Here is a 17163-nt window from a genome sequence, read left to right on the forward strand (position 1 = left end):
AGCGGACATCGGGCGCAAGCTCGATGTCCGCACTTTGAAAAGCCCCCATGACGCTCGATCCCTTCATCGCCGACTGGCTCAATCTCCTGCTGCGCTGGGCGCATGTGATGGCGGGCATCGCCTGGATCGGCACTTCCTTCTATTTCGTGGCGCTCGACTTTTCGCTGAAGCGCCGGGCCGGCCTTCCCGCCGGCGTCTATGGCGAAGCCTGGGAAGTGCATGGCGGCGGCTTCTATCATGTGCAGAAATATTCGGTGGCGCCGGCCGATCTGCCGCCAGGTCTCATCTGGTTCAAATGGGAAGCCTATCTCACCTGGCTCACCGGTTTCCTGCTGCTGATCGTGCAGTTCTATTTCAATGCGACGAGCTACCTGATCGATCCGACGATCATGCCGCTCACTCCCTGGCAGGCCATCGCGATCTCGCTCGCCGGATTGGCGGCGGGCTGGTTCATCTATGACGGCCTGTGCCGCTCAGCCCTGATCCATCGTCCGGGATGGCTGGCGCTCGCCGTCTTTCTCCTGATCCTCATCGCGGCCTACGGCTTCACCCATGTCTTCTCGGGCCGCGGGGCCCTGATCCATGTCGGGGCCTTCATCGGCACCATGATGGCCGCCAATGTCTTCGCGGTCATCATTCCCAACCAGAAGAAGATCACCGCTTCACTCCTCAAAGGCGAGGCGCCCGATCCCAAATTCGGCATCACCGGCAAGCAGCGCTCGCTGCACAACACCTATCTGACCTTGCCGGTGCTCCTGATGATGATCAGCAACCACTATCCGATGATCACCGATCATCGCGAGGCGTGGATCCTGGTCGGCCTCATCGTCATCGGCGGTGCCGCCTTGCGCCACTTCCTGGTGCGCCATGAAGTGGGCGACGACATGGAGGAGATCGCCTGGACCTTGCCGATCATTTTCGGCGCGCTTGCCGCGGCACTCTGGCTGACCGAGCCCGCGCCCATCGTCGGCGAAGGGCTGGTGGTTTCGGATTCGGAGGTTCTCGGCATCACGGCCAAGCACTGCACCATGTGTCATGCCGTGAAGCCGACGCATCAGGGCTTCAAGGAGCCTCCCAAGGGTGTCGCGCTCGAGACGTTCGATGAGTTGCGCCGTTACAATGCGCAGATCATGGCGCAGGCGGTGCGCAACAAGTCGATGCCGCTCGGCAACGAAACCGGCATGACCGATGAGGAGCGCCAGAAGCTCGGCGCCTGGCTCGTAGCGCAATGACCACACTCGGCGACATAAACGTCATGACGCGACAGGCCTTCGTCGCAGGCTTTGGCGATGTGGCCGAGCACTCGCCCTGGGTAGCGGAGCAGGCCTGGGAGAAGCGACCCTACGCCGATCGCGACGCGCTCATCGAGGCTTTCGCGCAAGCCTTGCGCGAGGCGCCACGCGAGGCGAAGCTCGCTCTCATCCGCGCCCATCCCGATCTCGCGACGCGTGCCAAGCTCACGGCGGATTCGACGAATGAGCAGGCGGGCGCCAGGCTCGACCGCCTGAGCGCCGATGAGTTCGCGCGCTTCAGCCGTTTCAACGAAGCCTATAAGACGCGCTTCGGCTTTCCGTTCATCTTCGCGGTCAGGGGCGCGACCAAGCATCAGATCCTGGCGGCCTTCGAAGAGCGGCTTGGCAACAGTCCGGAAAAGGAATTCGAGACCGCTCTTGCCCAGATCCTGCGCATCTTCCGCTTCCGGCTTGAAGATCGGGTGTCGCCATGACCCATGTCCTCTTCGGTGCGCTCCTGACCTTCGGCGCCGAGCCTGAGGATTTTTTCCATGAAGCGCAGGGCGCGCTGGTGATCGGCGATGATGGCCGCATCCTGTGGCGCGGCGCCCGGCAGGATCTTCCGGAGGACTATCGCCCGAGCCCCACCGATGATTTCGGCGATTGCCTGATCCTGCCGGGCTTCATCGATGCCCATATCCACTTCCCGCAGTATCGCATGCTGGCTGCACCCGGCAAGGACCTGCTCGACTGGCTCACCCGCTTCACCTTCCCGGAGGAAGCGCGCTATGGCGATGAAGCCTATGCCAGGGCGGCAGCGGAGAAATTCCTCGACCGGCTGTTCAGCCATGGCACGACCTCGGCCATGGTCTTCTCCTCGGTGCACCAGGTCAGCGCCGACGCCCTGTTCGACGCGGCGCAGCGGCGGCACATGGCCCTCGTGACCGGCAAGACGATGATGGACCGCGACGTGCCTGCTTCGGTGCGCGATAGCCCGGAGCAAGCGGCGGTCGAGAGCGAGGCGCTCTATCGCAAATGGCATGGCCGGGATCGCCTGCGCTATGCGGTGACGCCGCGCTTCGCCGTCACGTCGAGCGAGGCGCAGCTTCAGGTGGCGCATGACCTGATGCAATCCTTGCCTGACGCGCTGCTGCAGACGCATCTTTCGGAAAGTCAAGGCGAACTCGAGCGTATTCGCGAGCTCTATCCGGATGATGCGGATTATACGGCCGTCTATGACCGTTTCTGGCTGCTGGGCGAGCGCAGTCTCTTCGCTCACGGCATCCATCTCTCCGATCGCGAATGCCGGCGCTTGTCGCAGACGGACTCGATTGTCGTCCATTGCCCGACGTCGAACATGTTCCTGGGCTCGGGGCTGATGGACATGGCGTATCTGAGTATGGAAAGACGGCCCGTACGCCTGGCGATCGGTACCGATGTCGGCGGCGGCACCAGCTATTCCATGCTCGCCACTCTGGGTGCCGCCTACAAAGTGCAGATGCTCGCCGGCAACAGGCCGACAGCTCTCCAACTGTTCCATCTGGCGACGCGGCGCAATGCCGAAGCCCTGCGCCTTACCGATGAGGTGGGCTCGCTCGAGCCCGGCAAATGGGCGGACATCGTGGTGATCGATCCGCATGCGACCGAGATCCTGGCGAGCCGCCAGGAGCTTTCGCGCTCGCTCGAGGATATGCTGTTCGCGCTTATGATATTGGGCGATGATCGCGCCATACGCGCGACCTATGTCGCCGGACGCAAAGTTCATGAGAGAAGGATGAAATGACGAGTTCCTATCCGCGCGACATGAAGGGCTATGGCCGTGCCATACCCGATCCCCAATGGCCGGACGGCGCCTATGTCGCCGTGCAGTTCGTGCTCAATTACGAAGAGGGCGGCGAGAATTGCATTCTCCATGGCGATGCCGCGTCCGAGGCGTTCCTCTCCGAGATCGTCGGCGCCCAGTCCTGGCCGGGGCAGCGCCACTGGAACATGGAATCGATCTATGAATATGGCGCGCGCGCCGGCTTCTGGCGCCTGTGGCGCATCTTCACTGGCCGCAAGATACCGCTCACCATCTATGGCGTGGCGACGGCGCTCGAACGTTCGCCCGACCAGACCCAGGCGATGAAGGAAGCGGGCTGGGAGATCGCGAGCCACGGCCTCAAATGGATCGAATACAAGGATTACAGCGAGGCCGACGAGCGCGCCCATCTCAAGGAGGCGATCAAGATCCACACCCAGGTTACCAGCGAGCGGCCGCTCGGCTGGTATACCGGGCGCTGCTCGGTCAATACGACGAAGCTGGTGATGGAGGAGGGCGGCTTCCTCTATTCATCCGATTCCTATGCCGACGATCTGCCCTATTGGGTGGCGCGGCCGCAGGGCGGCAGTCATCTCATCATTCCCTATACGCTCGATGCCAATGACATGCGCTTCGCCACGCCGCAGGGCTTCAACAGCGGCGAGCAGTTCTATGCCTATCTGCGGGACAGCTTCGATTGCCTCTATGAGGAGGGCCGCCGCGGTTCGCCCAAGATGATGTCGGTGGGCCTCCATTGCCGGCTTATCGGCAGGCCGGGCCGGGCCCTGGCGCTCGAGCGCTTCCTCGATCACATCGTGCGCCACGACAAGGTGTGGATACCGCGCCGCATCGACATTGCCCGGCACTGGCACGAGCATTTTCCGCCGGCGTGAATGTTCTGTGGCCCGGTTCGCCCGCATCGTCATTCCGGATGTCCCGCATCATGTGGTGCAGCGGGTGCGATCCGGCGTGGTGCTCTTCGCCGATGATGCCGACTATACCGAGTATCGCGATATCCTCTTGCGCAACCTGCGTGGCGTCGATCTGGTTTCCGCCTGCCTGATGCCGGATCACGTGCATCTGGTCGCCATTCCGCAGGCGGCCGATGCGCTGGCGCGCATGATGGGCGAGACACGGCGTCTCTACGCCCGCCACAAAGGGCTCGGGCCGCAAGGGCTCTGGCGCGGCAGGTATCAATCCTGTCCGCTGGACGAAACGCATGCCAGGGCGGCGCTCGCTTATGTGAGCTTCAATCCGGTACGTGCCGGGCTCGTCGCCGATCCCGGCCAATGGCCGTGGCTGATCGGCGAAAAGCATCCGGCGCCGCCTGCCGATGAGCGCCATATCGAGGCGATCAGGCGTGCGACACGAACCGGCAGGCCCGCGGGCGCTGCCGATTTCTATGCCCGGATCGAATATGAGCTCGGCCGCTCGCTGAAGCCGAAGAAACGTGGCCGCAAGGCGCGCTGGTGATCCGCTAAAGTTGGATGATCGCGGGCTGCGGCAGCTCGACTTCCTCGAGGTTGTTGCCCGGACCCTTGCGGTCGACGATCAGGAAGTCACCCTGCTGGTCGAGGACGAGGAGCGGATAGTGCCAGACATTGCGGGCATAGTTGATGCCCTGCCGGCCCGTGGCGCGGAAGGCATGGAGCGTGTCGATGGCGGGCGCCGGACCCGCTTCGGCGACGACGATGAGCCAGTCGCGATCCTGCAAGGGATAGAAGGCCTGGCTGCCGAGCGGATGGCGCTCGACGAAGCCGATCTCGATCGGCAGCGGCCGTGGCCTGCCGTGGAACAGGCTGATGATCGTCTCGCCGTTCTCGGCACCGGTGTCTATGCGCGCCAGATCGTGAAAGCGTTCGGCATAGCCCTGATTGATCGGATAGTGCTGAGCGCCCGTCATCTCGATGACGTCGCCGAAAGGCGCGAAGCCCGCACGGGTGAGCGGTTCGATCTTGAGTCGGCGTGCCATGGCTGAACGTGAATCATTGGTCATGATATCGCCAAACTAGCGGTTAACGCTGCGCGAGACTACAAGGGTTCCGCAGACTGTCGTTGCGACAGAACCTTAGGGAAGTGTGATCGACATGCAACGAACATTGCCGCGTCGCACAAAAATCGACAGCACAAAATATGAGTGATCAAAATCAAGGCACAAGCAAGCTATTGAAATAGTTGAAGCTCAGTCTTGATGTGGCGCAAAAGAGGCAAACTGACGTAACGATTGCCGCAAAAATGCCGATGGTCCTCGCAGGTTTGTGATGTTATCAAACTAAAGGGTTGGGGAACCGATGAGCGCTAGGGACGGGCGCCGCGTTGTCATCGTTCACCAATCGAGGGGAAGTTTAGGTAAATGCGTTCAAGAGCGTCCGTGGTCGTGCCGGCCATACTGTCTGTTGTCTTGGCCGGTTGTAATGCACTCCCGAGCGAAGGCCCTCAAAGTAAGCAGATCGAAAAAACCTATCTCGAGAAGAACACGGCGGGTTTCGTTCTCGTCAATGTCAATCGCAGTGTTGCCGACTATCTGGCGCGTCACCAAGCGTTGAGCTTCGGGGACCGCTTCGGCAAAGGCAAGCCGAACCGCGCCGAATTGATCGGACCGGGTGATGTGCTCACTGTCACGATCTGGGAAGCCGACCAGACCGGCGTCTTCGCCAGCACGAGCACGGCCGATCGCGGCACCATTCCTGATGTCGAAGTGAGTAGCCGGGGAACGATTTCGATACCCTATGCCGGCAGCATCAAAGCGGCCGGACGCACGCCGCAGGGCCTCGCGGCCTCGATCGCCAAGGCTCTGTCGAACAAGGCGGTCGAACCGCAAGTGCATGTGGCGCGCAAGGAGAAAGTGGCTTCCGTCGTCACAGTCTCGGGCGGTGTGGGCAAGCCCGGTCTCTATCCGTTGAGCCTGCGCGGCGACACGCTCCTCGATGTCATCGCCGGATCGGGCGGAACGTCCGATGCCGCCTATGACACGGTGGTGAGCCTCACCCGGCATGGCGAGATCGCCTCGTCCTATCTCGATCACGTCCAGGAGACGCCGGCCGACAATATCTACATGCGGCCTGGCGATCTCATCAGCATCGAGAAGATGCCGCGCACCTATTCCGCCTTCGGCGCGGTGGAACGCAAGGGCAATATCCCGTTCGGAGCCAGCAACCTCAATCTGATCGAGGCGGTCAGCAAGGCGTCGGGCCTCGCCGATATCCGCGCCGATCCTACCGGCGTCTTCCTCTTCCGCTTCGAGAAGCGCGCCGCCGCGGAACGCTTCTCGTCTCAGCCGATCCAGGTGCAGGGCGACCTTGTGCCGGTGATCTATCGGCTCAATCTCAGGGATGCGAACCAGTATTTCTTCGCCCAGGCGATCGCCATGCAGGATCGCGACGTTATTTATGTCGCCGACGCGACGACCGTGGCCTTGCAGAAGTTCCTGGCGCTCCTGGGTTCGGCGCTATCGCCGCCGGCATCTGCTGTACGGACAGTGAATTCGGTCAACACTCTGCAGGGGAACTGACTTTGAGCAGGCTTTTGAGCGGCGCATAAAGTCGCGGGGTGGAGGCGAGGACGGCATTGCCTTTGCGGAGGCCGTCCTCGCCCAGAAAATCATTCACGCTCCCGCCCGCTTCCTTGACGATGCACAAGCCCGCCGCGACGTCCCACACATTGATATGGGCCTCCCAATAGCCGTCGAGCCGGCCGTCCGCCGTCAGAGCGAGGCCAAGCGCGCCTGAGCCGAGCCGGCTATATTCGCAATGGGCATCGAGCAGGGCCTTGACCGCCTCGGCATGCGGAGCGACCGGACGGCGATAGCTGAAGCCGATGGCGAGCCGCGCCTCATCGAGCTTCTTCACTTTGCTGACCTCGATCCTGCGGCCGTTGAGCGAGGCCCCGTGGCCCTGGCGGGCGGCGTAGAGCTCATCGGTGATCGGGTTGTAGATCACGCCGATGGCGAACTCGCCTTGGGCGAGAAGGCCGAGCGAGACGCACCAGAACGGGATGCCGCGCAGGAAATTGGCGGTGCCGTCGATAGGGTCGATGATCCAGACGGTCTTGGCGTCTTTATTCTGCACGCCGCGCTCTTCGCCGAGGAAACCGTCTTGCGGGAAGAGCCGCTTGAGCGCGCCGACGATCATGTCCTCGCAGGCGCGGTCGGCCTCGCTCACCAGATCCTGGGTACCCTTGCGCTCGACATCGAGCTCGTGGCGCCTGCGGTAGTGATCGGCCGCCCGCTCGCCCGCTTCGCGCACGACGGCGAGCGCCGCCCAGTATCTCAACTCGATCTCATTGCTTTCCAAAGGCGGCTCCTAGAATTTTGACTAGCCAAGGCTTTTTGCTTGGTCCAATCTGTCACACAACTGTCATAATTGGTCAAAGGCAGCTTCCTCGGCACCTCAAGAAACGGGCGGGGACGGCCACAGGGAGGACTCCATGAGACGATCAGCCAAGGCCCTTATCGCATCATTGGCGGCTTTTGCCGCGCTTGCTTTTTCGGGCTCCGCCCGGGCCGACGGGAATCTCACCGTCTATTGCTCCGTGCAGGAGGAATGGTGCCAGCTGATGGTCAATGAGTTCCAGAAGGCGACCGGCATCACCGTCGCCATGACCCGTAAGAGTTCGGGCGAGACCTATGCGCAGGTCAAGGCCGAGGCTGCCAACCCCAAGGGCGACATCTGGTGGGGCGGCACCGGTGACCCGCATCTGCAGGCCGCCGAAGAGGGGCTGACCGAAGCCTATGATTCACCCATGCTGGCGAAGCTCCATGAATGGGCGGTCAAGCAGCATGAGACGGCGCAGAAGCGCACCGTCGGCATCTATCTGGGCGCGCTCGGCTTCGGCTACAATACCGAGCTTCTCGAGCAGAAGAAGCTCGAGGCGCCGAAATGCTGGGCCGATTTGATCAAGCCGGAATTCAAAGGCGAGGTGCAGGTCGCCAATCCCAATTCGTCGGGCACCGCCTATACGTTCGTCGCCACCCTGGTGCAGATCATGGGCGAGGATGAAGCCTTTAAATATCTGAAGGCGCTCGCCGAGAACATCAATCAATACACCAAGTCGGGTGCAGCACCGGCGCAGGCCGCGGCGCGCGGCGAAACGCTGATCGGCATCGCCTTCCAGCATGACATCGTGACGCCGACCATCACCTCCAATGCGCCGATAAAGAATGTCTCGCCCTGCGAAGGTACGGGCTTCGAGATCGGCTCGATGAGCATCATCAAGGGCGCGCCCAATGGCGAAAATGCCAAGAAATGGTATGACTGGGCGCTGACGCCCGAAGCGCAGAAGCTCGGGGCGCAAGCCAACTCCTATCAGAATCCGTCGAACAAGGAGGCGCCAATCCCTGAGCAGGCGCCGAAGATGGCGGATATCAAGCTGATCGAATATGATTTCGCGAAATTCGGCTCATCGGCAGAGCGCAAGCGCCTGCTTGGCCGCTGGGACAAGGAAATCGGTGCGAAATAGCTGAAGCGTGGGCCTGTCAGTGCCGCACTGACAGACCCGCTTGCTCGCCATGATCGCGCTCAGCCGGCAGTCGCATTACATCCTCCTCGCCCTGATCGCCACTGGCCTCGGCTTCGTGGCGCTCCCTTGGTATGGCATCCCTTCAGGTTTCTGGAGCTTCTCCTGGTTGAGCGCTCCTCTCGAGAGCGCCCATGCGTCGGGCCTGATGCAGGCCATTCTCCATGGTCGCTTCTGGCTCTGGCCTCTGCCGGTCCTGCTGGTCGTCAGCTTGATTGAAATCCTGCGCAGGGACGGGCCGCGGGCTAAGCTCATCGCCTGGTGCGGTGGTCTCGGATTGGGCGCTTTGCTGCTGCAGGGTTTCGCGATCGGGCTCAAGGGATGGAATTTCACCGGCCTCGAAAGCCATTTCGGTCCCGTCGCGCCCCAGATCGGCATGGGTGGCGGCGCTTTCCTGACCGGCACCGGCTTTCTGCTTCTCTTCTCCGCCGGCCTCGCACTCAAGGGCTTTATGCGCGGGGATGTCTTCCTCGTTTCCTCTATCGCCGTCGTGGTCGCGGCGATCGGCCTCTTCGTCTTTTTCCCCGTGGCCCTCATCCTCATCGAGGCGGCCTTGTCGGCTGAAGGCGGCTATTCGATCGCAGCATTTGCCGAAAGGCTGTTTTCGGCCGATGTCTGGAATGTCGCCTGGAACAGCCTCAATCTGGCGATCGCCGTCGGCCTCGCCACCACCTTGCTGGGCCTCGGCTTCGCGCTGCTCCACAAGCGCACGGATTTCCGCGCCAAGGGCCTTTTACGCCTGTTGGCCATCCTGCCGATCATCACGCCGCCTTTCGTCATCGGTCTCGGCATCATCCTGCTCTTCGGCCGCAACGGCATGGCGACATGGCTGATGAGCGAGTTTCTCGGCGTCCCGCCCAGCCGCTGGATCTATGGCTTTTTCGGCCTCCTGCTGGTGCAGACGCTCGCCTTCACGCCCATTGCCTATCTGGTGCTGATCGGTGTCGTCGAGGGCATAAGTCCGTCCATGGAGGAGGCGGCACAGACCTTGCGCGCAAACCGCTGGCGGACCTTCTCGACAGTGACCTGGCCGTTGATGCGGCCGGGCCTCGCCAATGCCTTCCTGATCGGTTTCGTCGAAAGCCTCGCCGATTTCGGCAATCCTTTAGTGCTCGGCGGCAATTTCGACGTGCTGGCGACCGACATCTTTTTCGCCATCGTCGGATCGCAGAACGATCCGGGCCGCGCTTCCGCCCTCTCCATAGTGCTTCTGTTCCTTACTTTGTCGGCTTTCGTGCTGCAGCGGCAATGGATCGGCAAGAGGATCTACACGACCATATCGGGCAAGGGCGATTCAGGCGTGCCGGCGCGGCTGCCGGACGGCCTGCGGCGGCTCATCTATTGGACGACGATGCCCTGGCTTGCCTTCACTATCATCCTCTATGGCATCATACTCATCGGCGGCTTCGTGAAGTCGCTCGGCATCGATAACACGCCGACGCTGCAGCATTATATCACCGCTTTCGGTATCGATTGGACCGAGCATGGCCTCATGTGGAGCGGCAGGGCGTGGCCTTCCTTCTTCACCACGATCGAACTCGCCGCCATCGCAGCACCTTTGACGGCGGCGATCGGGCTGCTCACCGCCTATTTGCTCAACCGCCAGCGCTTCATCGGCCAGTCGGCTTTCGAATTCATCACCATGCTGAGCTTCGCCATTCCGGGCACGGTGATCGGCGTCAGCTACATTCTCGCCTTCAATGTGCCGCCGATCGAGCTCACCGGGACCGGCCTGATCCTCGTCATCTGCTTCGTCTTCCGCAACATGCCGGTGTCGATCAGGGCAGGGCTCGCCGCCATGGCGCAGATCGACAAGAGCCTCGATGAGTGCTCGCTGATGCTGCGCCATGGCAGCTTAGCCACGATCCGGCGCGTGGTGCTGCCGCTTCTGCGCCCCGCCATCGTCGCCTCGCTCGTCTATGCTTTCGTGCGCGCCATCACCTCGGTCAGTGCCGTCATCTTCCTGGTCAGCGCCCAGTACAATCTCGCCACCGCTTATATTGTGGGGCGTGTCGAGGTCTCGGATTTCGGCGTCGCCATCGCCTATAGCTCGGTGCTGATCCTGTTCATGCTGCTGACGATCGGGCTGATCCAACTGGGAGTCGGCGAGCAGCGCCGCGCGGGGCGACGCATGGCGCCGGCGGCTCTCGGAATAGGAAGGGGGACGACATGAGCATCGAAGGCCGCTCGGCGGCGGTCAGGCTCCAATCCGTGAGCAAGGCGTTCGGCGCCGTGACGGCGGTCGCTGATATCGATCTTGTCATCGAGCCGGGCACGCTGGTGACGCTGCTCGGGCCCTCGGGCTGCGGCAAGACGACGACCTTGCGCATGATCGCCGGCCTCGAAATGCCGAGCGCCGGCAAAGTCCTCATCGGCGACAAGGACGTGACCTTGCTGCCGCCCAATGAACGCGATGTCAGCATGGTGTTCCAGTCCTATGCGCTCTTCCCGCATATGACGGTGATGGAGAACGTCTCTTACGGCCTCAGCCAGTCGAACCTGTCGCGCGCCGCGCAGCGCGCCAAGGCGCAGGAAGGCCTCGCCCTCGTCGGCCTCAGCGGTTATGACGACCGTTTGCCGTCCGAGCTCTCGGGTGGCCAGCAGCAGCGCGTCGCCGTGGCACGCGCGCTCGTGCTCGAGCCGCAGGTTCTCCTCTTCGACGAGCCCCTGTCCAATCTCGACGCCAAGCTACGCCGCAAGATGCGCGAGGATATTCGCGAGATCCAGCTCAAGCTCGGCCTCACCTCGGTCTATGTGACTCATGATCAGGAAGAAGCGCTTGCCGTTTCCGACAGAATTGTCGTGATGAACAAGGGACGGATCGCGCAAGCGGGCACGCCGGCCGATCTTTATGAGCGGCCGGCCGACGCCTTCGTCGCCGATTTCATCGGCAGCGCCAATCTCGTCCCCGGCGAGATATTGGCACGCGACAAAAAGAAGAGGACGGTGACGGTCGGCCTCGGCAACTCGAAGCTGGTTCTGTCGGACAATGGCGTGGAAGGCGACAAGGTGTTCCTGGTCATCCGGCCAAGCGGCGTGACGCTCGATGGGAAAGAGGGCGATCTTCCGGCACGGGTTGAGCGCGCCACCTATTTGGGATCGCATTGGGAATATACGATAGATCTCGCCGGGCAGCCGCTCTTCGTCACTCAGCCGATCGGCAAGCAATTTGCCGCCGGTGATCGCATCCATATCGACCTGGATACCGGCCAACTCGCGATGGTTGCCCGCCAGTGATGGCGGATCTGCCCTCGCTTCAGTAGACTGGAGTCATGATCATCCATCTCAATGGCTGGCCAGGCGTGGGCAAGAAGACCATCGGCCAGATCGTGGCGTCGAGGCTCGGCGCCCGTTTCGTCCACAATCACCTTCTGCATGATGTGGCGATCGCCTGCCATGGATTGACCGACCCCGCGCGCTGGACGCTCTATGAGCAGCTACGTCGGGCAGCCTATGCAGCTTTGCGCGCGCGGCCGCGTGATGAGGTCTTCGTGATGACCAACGCGCTCTGCACGAATTCGGATCGTGAACGCGGGGCCTGGAATCATGTGGTCGACCTGGCCGTCGACCGTAAGGTTCCGCTCATTCCCATTGTCCTGGAGGCGGCGTTCGCGGAAAATGCGCGGCGACTGCAGGACAGTCAGCGTACCGGCCGCAAGATGACCGATCCCCGCCTGCTTCAAGAGTTCATGGCGGCCGATACCATACAGAAGCCGGACATGACGGAGTTACTCGTGCTCGATGTGACGAGGCTCTTGCCGGATGAGGCAGCAGAGACGATCTTGCAACATATTTCCGCTTTGACGGCTGAAGGCAAGCTCCGCACGGCAACGCCCACCGCCTCCCGGTTGCGGTAGCTCAGGCAAAGAGTTCCGTCTTCTCGAAACGGGTCACGTCGATGAGCCCGACATCGGAAATACGCAATTCCGGGATCACCACCAGCGCCAGGAGCGAATGCTGCATATAGGCGTTGTTGAGGCTGCAGCCGCAGGCCTTCATCGCCTCGACCATCTTACCGGCCTTCTGGGCGACGATCTCGGCGCGCTCGTCCGACATGAGGCCGGCGATCGGCAGTTCGACCAGCGCCAGGACCTTGCCCCGGCTCACCACCACGATGCCGCCGCCGACCTCGCCGAGCTTGTTAGCGGCGATCGCCATGTCCTCCTTGTTGGTGCCGACCACGATCATATGATGGCTGTCATGGGCGACCGTGCTCGCCACCGCGCAATCGGTCGTGTAGCCGAAGCCCGAGACGAAGCCGTTGGTCACCTGCCCGGTGGCGCGGTGGCGCTCGACCAGGGCGATCTGGCAGACATCCTGCTCGCGATCCATCAAGGCGAGGCCCTGGCTCACCTTGAGCTCGCGCTCCAGCGCCTTGGTCGGCGCCTGGTTCTCGATGACGCCGATGACCCGCGCCTTGACCTGATTGGCGCCCTTGGGCGCTGCGATGTCGAAATCCTTCGCCGCAAGCTTGCGGCCCATCTTCACCGTGTCGCGGGCACTCTTGGGGTAGGGATAGGCCTTGATGTCGGCGGTGAGCTTGCCGTCCTCGGCGAGCACCTGGCCATGGGCGATGACCATCTCGATGGGAAGCGTCATCAGGTCGGAGGTCAGGACGAGGTCAGCCCGCCGCCCAGGCGTGATCGAGCCCAATTCGCGCTCGAGGCCGAAATGCTGGGCGGTGTTGATCGTCGCCATCTGGATGGCGGTGATGGGCTTGAGCCCTTGCGCGATGGCATGGCGCACCACGCGGTTCATATGGCCGTCATTGACCAGCGTGCCGGAATGGCTGTCATCGGTGCACAGCACGAAATTGCGCGGATCGATGCCGCGCTCGGTGACGGCCTTGATCTGGGCGGCGACATCATACCAGGCCGAGCCCAGCCGCAGCATCGCGCGCATGCCCTGGCGGACGCGCGCGATCGCATCCTCGATGCGGGTGCCCTCATGGTCATCGGCGGGACCGCCCGCGACATAGGCGTGGAAGGGGAGGCCGAGATCGGGCGAGGCATAATGGCCGCCGACCGTCTTATGCGCCGCCTGCGTCGCCGCGATCTCACCCAGCATTTTCTCGTCCTTGAAGGTGACGCCCGGAAAATTCATCATTTCCCCGAGCCCGATGATATTGGGCCAGGCCATCGCTTCCTTCACCTCGGCGACACCGAGAGAGGCGCCGGCATTTTCGAGACCAGGCGCGCTCGGGACACAGCTCGGCATCTGCACCAGCACATTGATGGGGAGGCTCGCGGCCTCGTCATGCATCAGCTTGACACCGGGCAGGCCCAGCACATTGGCGATCTCATGCGGATCGATGAACATCGTCGTCGTGCCATGCGGGATGACGGCACGCGCGAATTCGGTCACCGTCACCATGCCGCTTTCGACATGCATATGCCCGTCGCAGAGCCCCGGCACGAGATAGCGGCCATTGGCCTCGATGACCTTCGTCTTGGGGCCGACCGCGTGAGAGGCGTCAGGTCCGACATAGGCGAAGCGGCCGGCGATGATGGCGATATCGGTATCAGGGATGATCTCGCCCGAATGCACATTCACCCAGCGGCCTTTGCGGATCACGGTGTCGGCCGGCGTTCGTCCCATGGCGACGTCGATGAGCTGCGGCGCCGACTCGAACCAGGTCTTGGGCATTAGGCTGTTCTCCTATTGAGAGCGGCGTGGCGGTGTGCTCACCACCTCGACGCAATAGCGCGGCACATAATGCTGCGCCCGTTGTTTGTAGAAATCGACACAGAAGGACTGGAAGGCGGCGAATTTGCGCGACACATAGCGCCTTCGCGGATAGAGCAGGTTGACCGAGACTTCGGGCGAGCGCCACTGTGGCAGCACCGGCATGAGATGGCCAGTGGCGCATTCGATCTCGGTGAAGAAATCGGGGAGGTAGGCGAGGCCTTCGCCCGCCACCGCGAAATATTTGATCATCCAATAATCATTGGCGACGCAGCTTGCCGGCGGCAGCACGTCGAGCGTTTCCTCGAGCCGCTTCAAGTGCCAGGATTGAAGGCCTGTCGGCGTGCGGAAGGCGATGCCGCGATGATCGTGAAGCTCGGCCGGCGCCTCGGGCTGGCCATGCTTCTCGATATAGGTGGGGCTCGCATAGAGGCCGAAGGAAGCACCGGTAAGGCGGCGCGCAATGTAGTCGACATTGGAGGGCTCGCCCCAATAGAAGATGCCGTCGAAGGCCTGCTGGCGCTCGGGCGCGAAGAGATAGCCGGATGAGAGGAAGATCACGTCGATCTTCACCTGGGGAAATCGCTGGCGGAAGGCGAAGAGCAGTTCCGAGGTGAAGGACGTGCCGAACTCGCCGGTCGAGCCGATGGTGAGCGTGCCGGCGATCTCCTGGCGCATGGCCGCGATCGCCGCCTCCGCGCCATCGCAGCTCGCCTGGATGCGGTGGGCATGGTCGAGGAACTCGGCCCCGGCATCGGTCAGGAACATGTCGCGGCCCTCGCGCACGAACAGCGCTACGCCGAGCCTGTCCTCGAGCTGGCGGATTTTGTGGGAGAGCGTCGATTTCGGCAGGCCATGCAGCTTGGCCGCGTTGGACAGCGAGCGCGCATCGGCGACTTTGATGAAATAATCGATGGCCTCGAGATCCATGGTCTGTCCAAAATATTGGACGAAATGTCCAAAATTAACAGGCAATTCGCCAATTGCGTGGACGAGCATAATACGGGAAAGTCGTCTGAGCTTTCAATAACGATAGAACAGCCCTCCTTCGCTAAAGCTTCGGAGGGCTCCTGCTTCGCGGGGAGGAAGTCTGCCAATCCTGCGAAGCGCCGGACGGCGCGAAGCAGGAGGGAAAAGGAGCCGATTTTGCCCGATATCCGCGATTACATCCGCGCCGGCCGTGCCGAGCTCAAGGCGACGGTAATCATCAAAGGCGGCCAGCTCGTCAATGTGGCGTCGGAGGAGATCTATCCGGCCGATATCGCCATTTATCATGACCGCGTCGTGGCCATGGGCGATGTGAAGATCTATGAGGGCAAGGATACGGAGATCATCGACGCCACGGGCTATCATCTCTGTCCGGGCATGATCGACGGCCATCTCCATGTCGAATGCTCGAAAATGTCGATCACCAGCTTCGCCAAGGCGGTGGTGCCCTTAGGCACGACGGCGATCGTCTCGGGCCTCGACCAGATCCTGGTCTCGGCAGGCGTCGCCGGCGCACGCGAATTCCTCGACGAGGCGGAGAGAAGCCCGCTCAAGGTCTTCTGGGGCGCTCCTTGCAAGACGCCCTATACGCTGCCCGTCTCCAATGTCGGGCACTATTTCGGCCCCGACGATCATCGCGCCACCCATCATTGGCCCGAATGCGTCGGCATCTGGGAGACGGTGCGCGAATTCATCCAGGAAATGGACGACAACGTGCTGGAGGCTCTGGCCATTGCCGAGAAGAGCCGCCTGCCGGTGCTCGGCTGCTCGCCCATGGCGCGGGGCCAGAAGCTCAACTCCTATCTGCAGAGCGGCGTCAGGGCGGATCACGAAAGCTACACCGCCGATGAGATGCTGGAGAAATTGCGCAACGGCATGAATGTGGTGATCCGCGAATCCTCGATCTCGCATTTCCTCACCGAGAATCTGCGCATCGTCACCGAGATGGGCATCACCGCGACGCGGCGCATCTCCTTCTGCACCGACGATGTCGTGGCGAGCGACATCCTGAAGCGCGGCCATCTCGACAATATGGTGCGCATGGCGATCAAAATGGGCATCAAGCCTTTGACCGCGATCCAGATGGCGACCATCAACGGCGCCGAAGCCTTGCGCATCGATCACAAGGTCGGGCTGATCGCGCCCGGCCGCAGCGCCGATATCCTGTTCGTCAAGGATTTGAACGATTTCCATGTCGACCGCGTGGTGGCCAAGGGGAAGCTCGTGGCCGAGAAGGGCAAGCTCACTGTGGCGCTGACGCCACCCACGCGCAGCGACACGCTGATGCGCACCTTCAAGGTCGACCCCGTGAAGCCTGAAGAGCTCATGGTGCGCGGCAAGGGCAAGGGCGAGAAGGCCAAGGTCCTCGCCATGGCGGTCTCGCCCGACCAGATCTTCGTGCGCAAGCGCCGCGACGTGACGCTTCAGGCCAGGGACGGCATTATTTTGGCCGACCCGAAGCTTGATGTGCAATATGTGACCGTGGTCGAACGCTATGGCCGCACGCGAAACCGGCCTGTTGCCTTCGTCGCGGGTTTCGGCCTCGAAACCGGGGCGCTCGCCACCTCGACGGCGCCCGACGACAATAATATCGTCTGCGTCGGAACCAATGCTGAGGACATGGCCGTCGCCATCAACCATATCATCGCCCATAATGGCGGCCAGGCCGTGGTCAAGGACGGCAAGGTCACCGCGTTCCTCGAATTGCCGATCGGCGGCATCGTCTCCGATCTCGCTCCGGAGGAGATGGCGAAGCAGGAGGCGGCCCTCGATGACGCCGCCCGTGCGCTCGGCTGCAGACTGCCCTGGCCTTTCATGTATATGTTCGTTCTGCAGATCACCGCCATTCCGGACTATGCGATCACCGATCTCGGCGCTATCGATTGTATCGACCTGAAGGTCGTCGATCCGGTCCTGGCGCCGTTCTAGGCAACAAGGGAGGTA

15 protein-coding genes are annotated in these 17163 nt (G+C 62.3%); 11 read left to right on the top strand and 4 right to left on the bottom strand.

The window, feature by feature from the left end:
* Positions 1–47: 47 nt before the first annotated feature.
* From DS839_RS33665 to DS839_RS33685, 5 genes are read left to right on the top strand one after another with little or no spacing between them, the layout of a single operon-like run.
* On the top strand, positions 48–1232 hold the full coding sequence (locus DS839_RS33665; RefSeq protein WP_119274935.1) for a urate hydroxylase PuuD: 1185 nt from the start codon (positions 48–50) through the stop codon (positions 1230–1232).
* The gene (uraD, locus tag DS839_RS33670) at positions 1229–1726 is read left to right on the top strand and encodes a 2-oxo-4-hydroxy-4-carboxy-5-ureidoimidazoline decarboxylase (protein ID WP_119274936.1); all 498 of its coding nucleotides are present in this window, start codon (positions 1229–1231) and stop codon (positions 1724–1726) included. The genes DS839_RS33665 and uraD overlap by 4 nt, the downstream gene beginning before the upstream one ends.
* Complete coding sequence (guaD, locus tag DS839_RS33675) at positions 1723–3015, top strand: guanine deaminase (RefSeq protein ID WP_119274937.1); 1293 nt, start codon at positions 1723–1725, stop codon at positions 3013–3015. Before uraD ends, guaD begins: the two co-directional genes overlap by 4 nt.
* Positions 3012–3926 (top strand): allantoinase PuuE, encoded by a 915-nt coding sequence (puuE, locus tag DS839_RS33680; RefSeq protein ID WP_119274938.1) that lies wholly within the window; start codon positions 3012–3014, stop codon positions 3924–3926. The genes guaD and puuE overlap by 4 nt, the downstream gene beginning before the upstream one ends.
* A gap of 7 nt (positions 3927–3933) precedes the next feature.
* Positions 3934–4506, top strand: coding sequence for a transposase (locus DS839_RS33685; RefSeq protein WP_162918985.1), 573 nt, complete (start codon positions 3934–3936; stop codon positions 4504–4506).
* Between the two features lie 4 nt (positions 4507–4510).
* On the opposite strand, the gene DS839_RS33690 is transcribed toward DS839_RS33685, so the two are convergent.
* Positions 4511–5005 (bottom strand): ureidoglycolate lyase, encoded by a 495-nt coding sequence (locus tag DS839_RS33690; RefSeq protein WP_368912073.1) that lies wholly within the window; start codon positions 5003–5005, stop codon positions 4511–4513.
* Positions 5006–5386: 381 nt separating this feature from the next.
* Here DS839_RS33690 and DS839_RS33695 point away from each other — a divergent pair, with 381 nt between their 5' ends.
* Positions 5387–6544 carry a polysaccharide biosynthesis/export family protein gene (locus DS839_RS33695; protein WP_119274941.1) on the top strand — a complete coding sequence of 386 codons (1158 nt, stop codon included), beginning with the start codon at positions 5387–5389 and terminating at the stop codon, positions 6542–6544.
* Here the strand turns inward: DS839_RS33695 and DS839_RS33700 are convergent.
* Entirely contained in the window at positions 6522–7325 is an 804-nt protein-coding gene (locus DS839_RS33700; protein ID WP_368912074.1) for an inositol monophosphatase family protein, read from the bottom strand. The two genes, DS839_RS33695 and DS839_RS33700, sit on opposite strands and share 23 nt — an antisense overlap.
* A 133-nt stretch (positions 7326–7458) precedes the next feature.
* Between DS839_RS33700 and DS839_RS33705 the strand changes: the two genes are divergently transcribed.
* Genes DS839_RS33705 through DS839_RS33720 form a run of 4 tightly spaced genes read left to right on the top strand, consistent with a single transcriptional unit; the run spans position 7459 to position 12404 of the window.
* A complete protein-coding gene (locus tag DS839_RS33705) occupies positions 7459–8490 on the top strand; it encodes an ABC transporter substrate-binding protein (protein ID WP_119274942.1) in 1032 nt (343 codons plus the stop codon).
* A 49-nt stretch (positions 8491–8539) separates the two neighbouring features.
* Positions 8540–10720 (top strand): ABC transporter permease, encoded by a 2181-nt coding sequence (locus tag DS839_RS33710; RefSeq protein WP_119274968.1) that lies wholly within the window; start codon positions 8540–8542, stop codon positions 10718–10720.
* Positions 10717–11784, top strand: a complete 1068-nt coding sequence (locus tag DS839_RS33715) for an ABC transporter ATP-binding protein (RefSeq protein ID WP_119274943.1) — start codon at positions 10717–10719, stop codon at positions 11782–11784. The genes DS839_RS33710 and DS839_RS33715 overlap by 4 nt, the downstream gene beginning before the upstream one ends.
* A 35-nt stretch (positions 11785–11819) precedes the next feature.
* Positions 11820–12404, top strand: coding sequence for a hypothetical protein (locus tag DS839_RS33720; RefSeq protein ID WP_119274944.1), 585 nt, complete (start codon positions 11820–11822; stop codon positions 12402–12404).
* Position 12405: 1 nt separating this feature from the next.
* On the opposite strand, the gene ade is transcribed toward DS839_RS33720, so the two are convergent.
* Positions 12406–14193, bottom strand: a complete 1788-nt coding sequence (gene ade, locus DS839_RS33725; RefSeq protein WP_119274945.1) for an adenine deaminase — start codon at positions 14191–14193, stop codon at positions 12406–12408.
* A 12-nt stretch (positions 14194–14205) separates the two neighbouring features.
* Positions 14206–15162: a LysR family transcriptional regulator gene (locus DS839_RS33730; protein WP_119274946.1), complete on the bottom strand. Its 957-nt coding sequence runs from the start codon at positions 15160–15162 to the stop codon at positions 14206–14208.
* Positions 15163–15378: 216 nt separating this feature from the next.
* On the opposite strand from DS839_RS33730, the gene DS839_RS33735 reads away from it, so the two are divergent.
* Positions 15379–17148, top strand: coding sequence for an adenine deaminase C-terminal domain-containing protein (locus tag DS839_RS33735; RefSeq protein WP_119274947.1), 1770 nt, complete (start codon positions 15379–15381; stop codon positions 17146–17148).
* The last annotated feature ends 15 nt before the right edge of the window (positions 17149–17163 follow it).

The organism is Taklimakanibacter deserti (assembly GCA_003574785.1).

Excerpts from the sequence above, each read along its gene's own strand:
- DS839_RS33730 (WP_119274946.1), bottom strand. The coding sequence starts at position 15,162 with ATGGATCTCGAGGCCATCGATTATTTCATCAAAGTCGCCGATGCGCGC.
- uraD (WP_119274936.1), top strand. The coding sequence starts at position 1,229 with ATGACCACACTCGGCGACATAAACGTCATGACGCGACAGGCCTTCGTC.
- DS839_RS33690 (WP_368912073.1), bottom strand. The coding sequence starts at position 5,005 with ATGGCACGCCGACTCAAGATCGAACCGCTCACCCGTGCGGGCTTCGCG.
- puuE (WP_119274938.1), top strand. The coding sequence starts at position 3,012 with ATGACGAGTTCCTATCCGCGCGACATGAAGGGCTATGGCCGTGCCATA.
- DS839_RS33715 (WP_119274943.1), top strand. The coding sequence starts at position 10,717 with ATGAGCATCGAAGGCCGCTCGGCGGCGGTCAGGCTCCAATCCGTGAGC.
- ade (WP_119274945.1), bottom strand. The coding sequence starts at position 14,193 with ATGCCCAAGACCTGGTTCGAGTCGGCGCCGCAGCTCATCGACGTCGCC.
- DS839_RS33705 (WP_119274942.1), top strand. The coding sequence starts at position 7,459 with ATGAGACGATCAGCCAAGGCCCTTATCGCATCATTGGCGGCTTTTGCC.
- DS839_RS33720 (WP_119274944.1), top strand. The coding sequence starts at position 11,820 with ATGATCATCCATCTCAATGGCTGGCCAGGCGTGGGCAAGAAGACCATC.
- DS839_RS33695 (WP_119274941.1), top strand. The coding sequence starts at position 5,387 with ATGCGTTCAAGAGCGTCCGTGGTCGTGCCGGCCATACTGTCTGTTGTC.
- DS839_RS33710 (WP_119274968.1), top strand. The coding sequence starts at position 8,540 with ATGATCGCGCTCAGCCGGCAGTCGCATTACATCCTCCTCGCCCTGATC.
- DS839_RS33665 (WP_119274935.1), top strand. The coding sequence starts at position 48 with ATGACGCTCGATCCCTTCATCGCCGACTGGCTCAATCTCCTGCTGCGC.
- guaD (WP_119274937.1), top strand. The coding sequence starts at position 1,723 with ATGACCCATGTCCTCTTCGGTGCGCTCCTGACCTTCGGCGCCGAGCCT.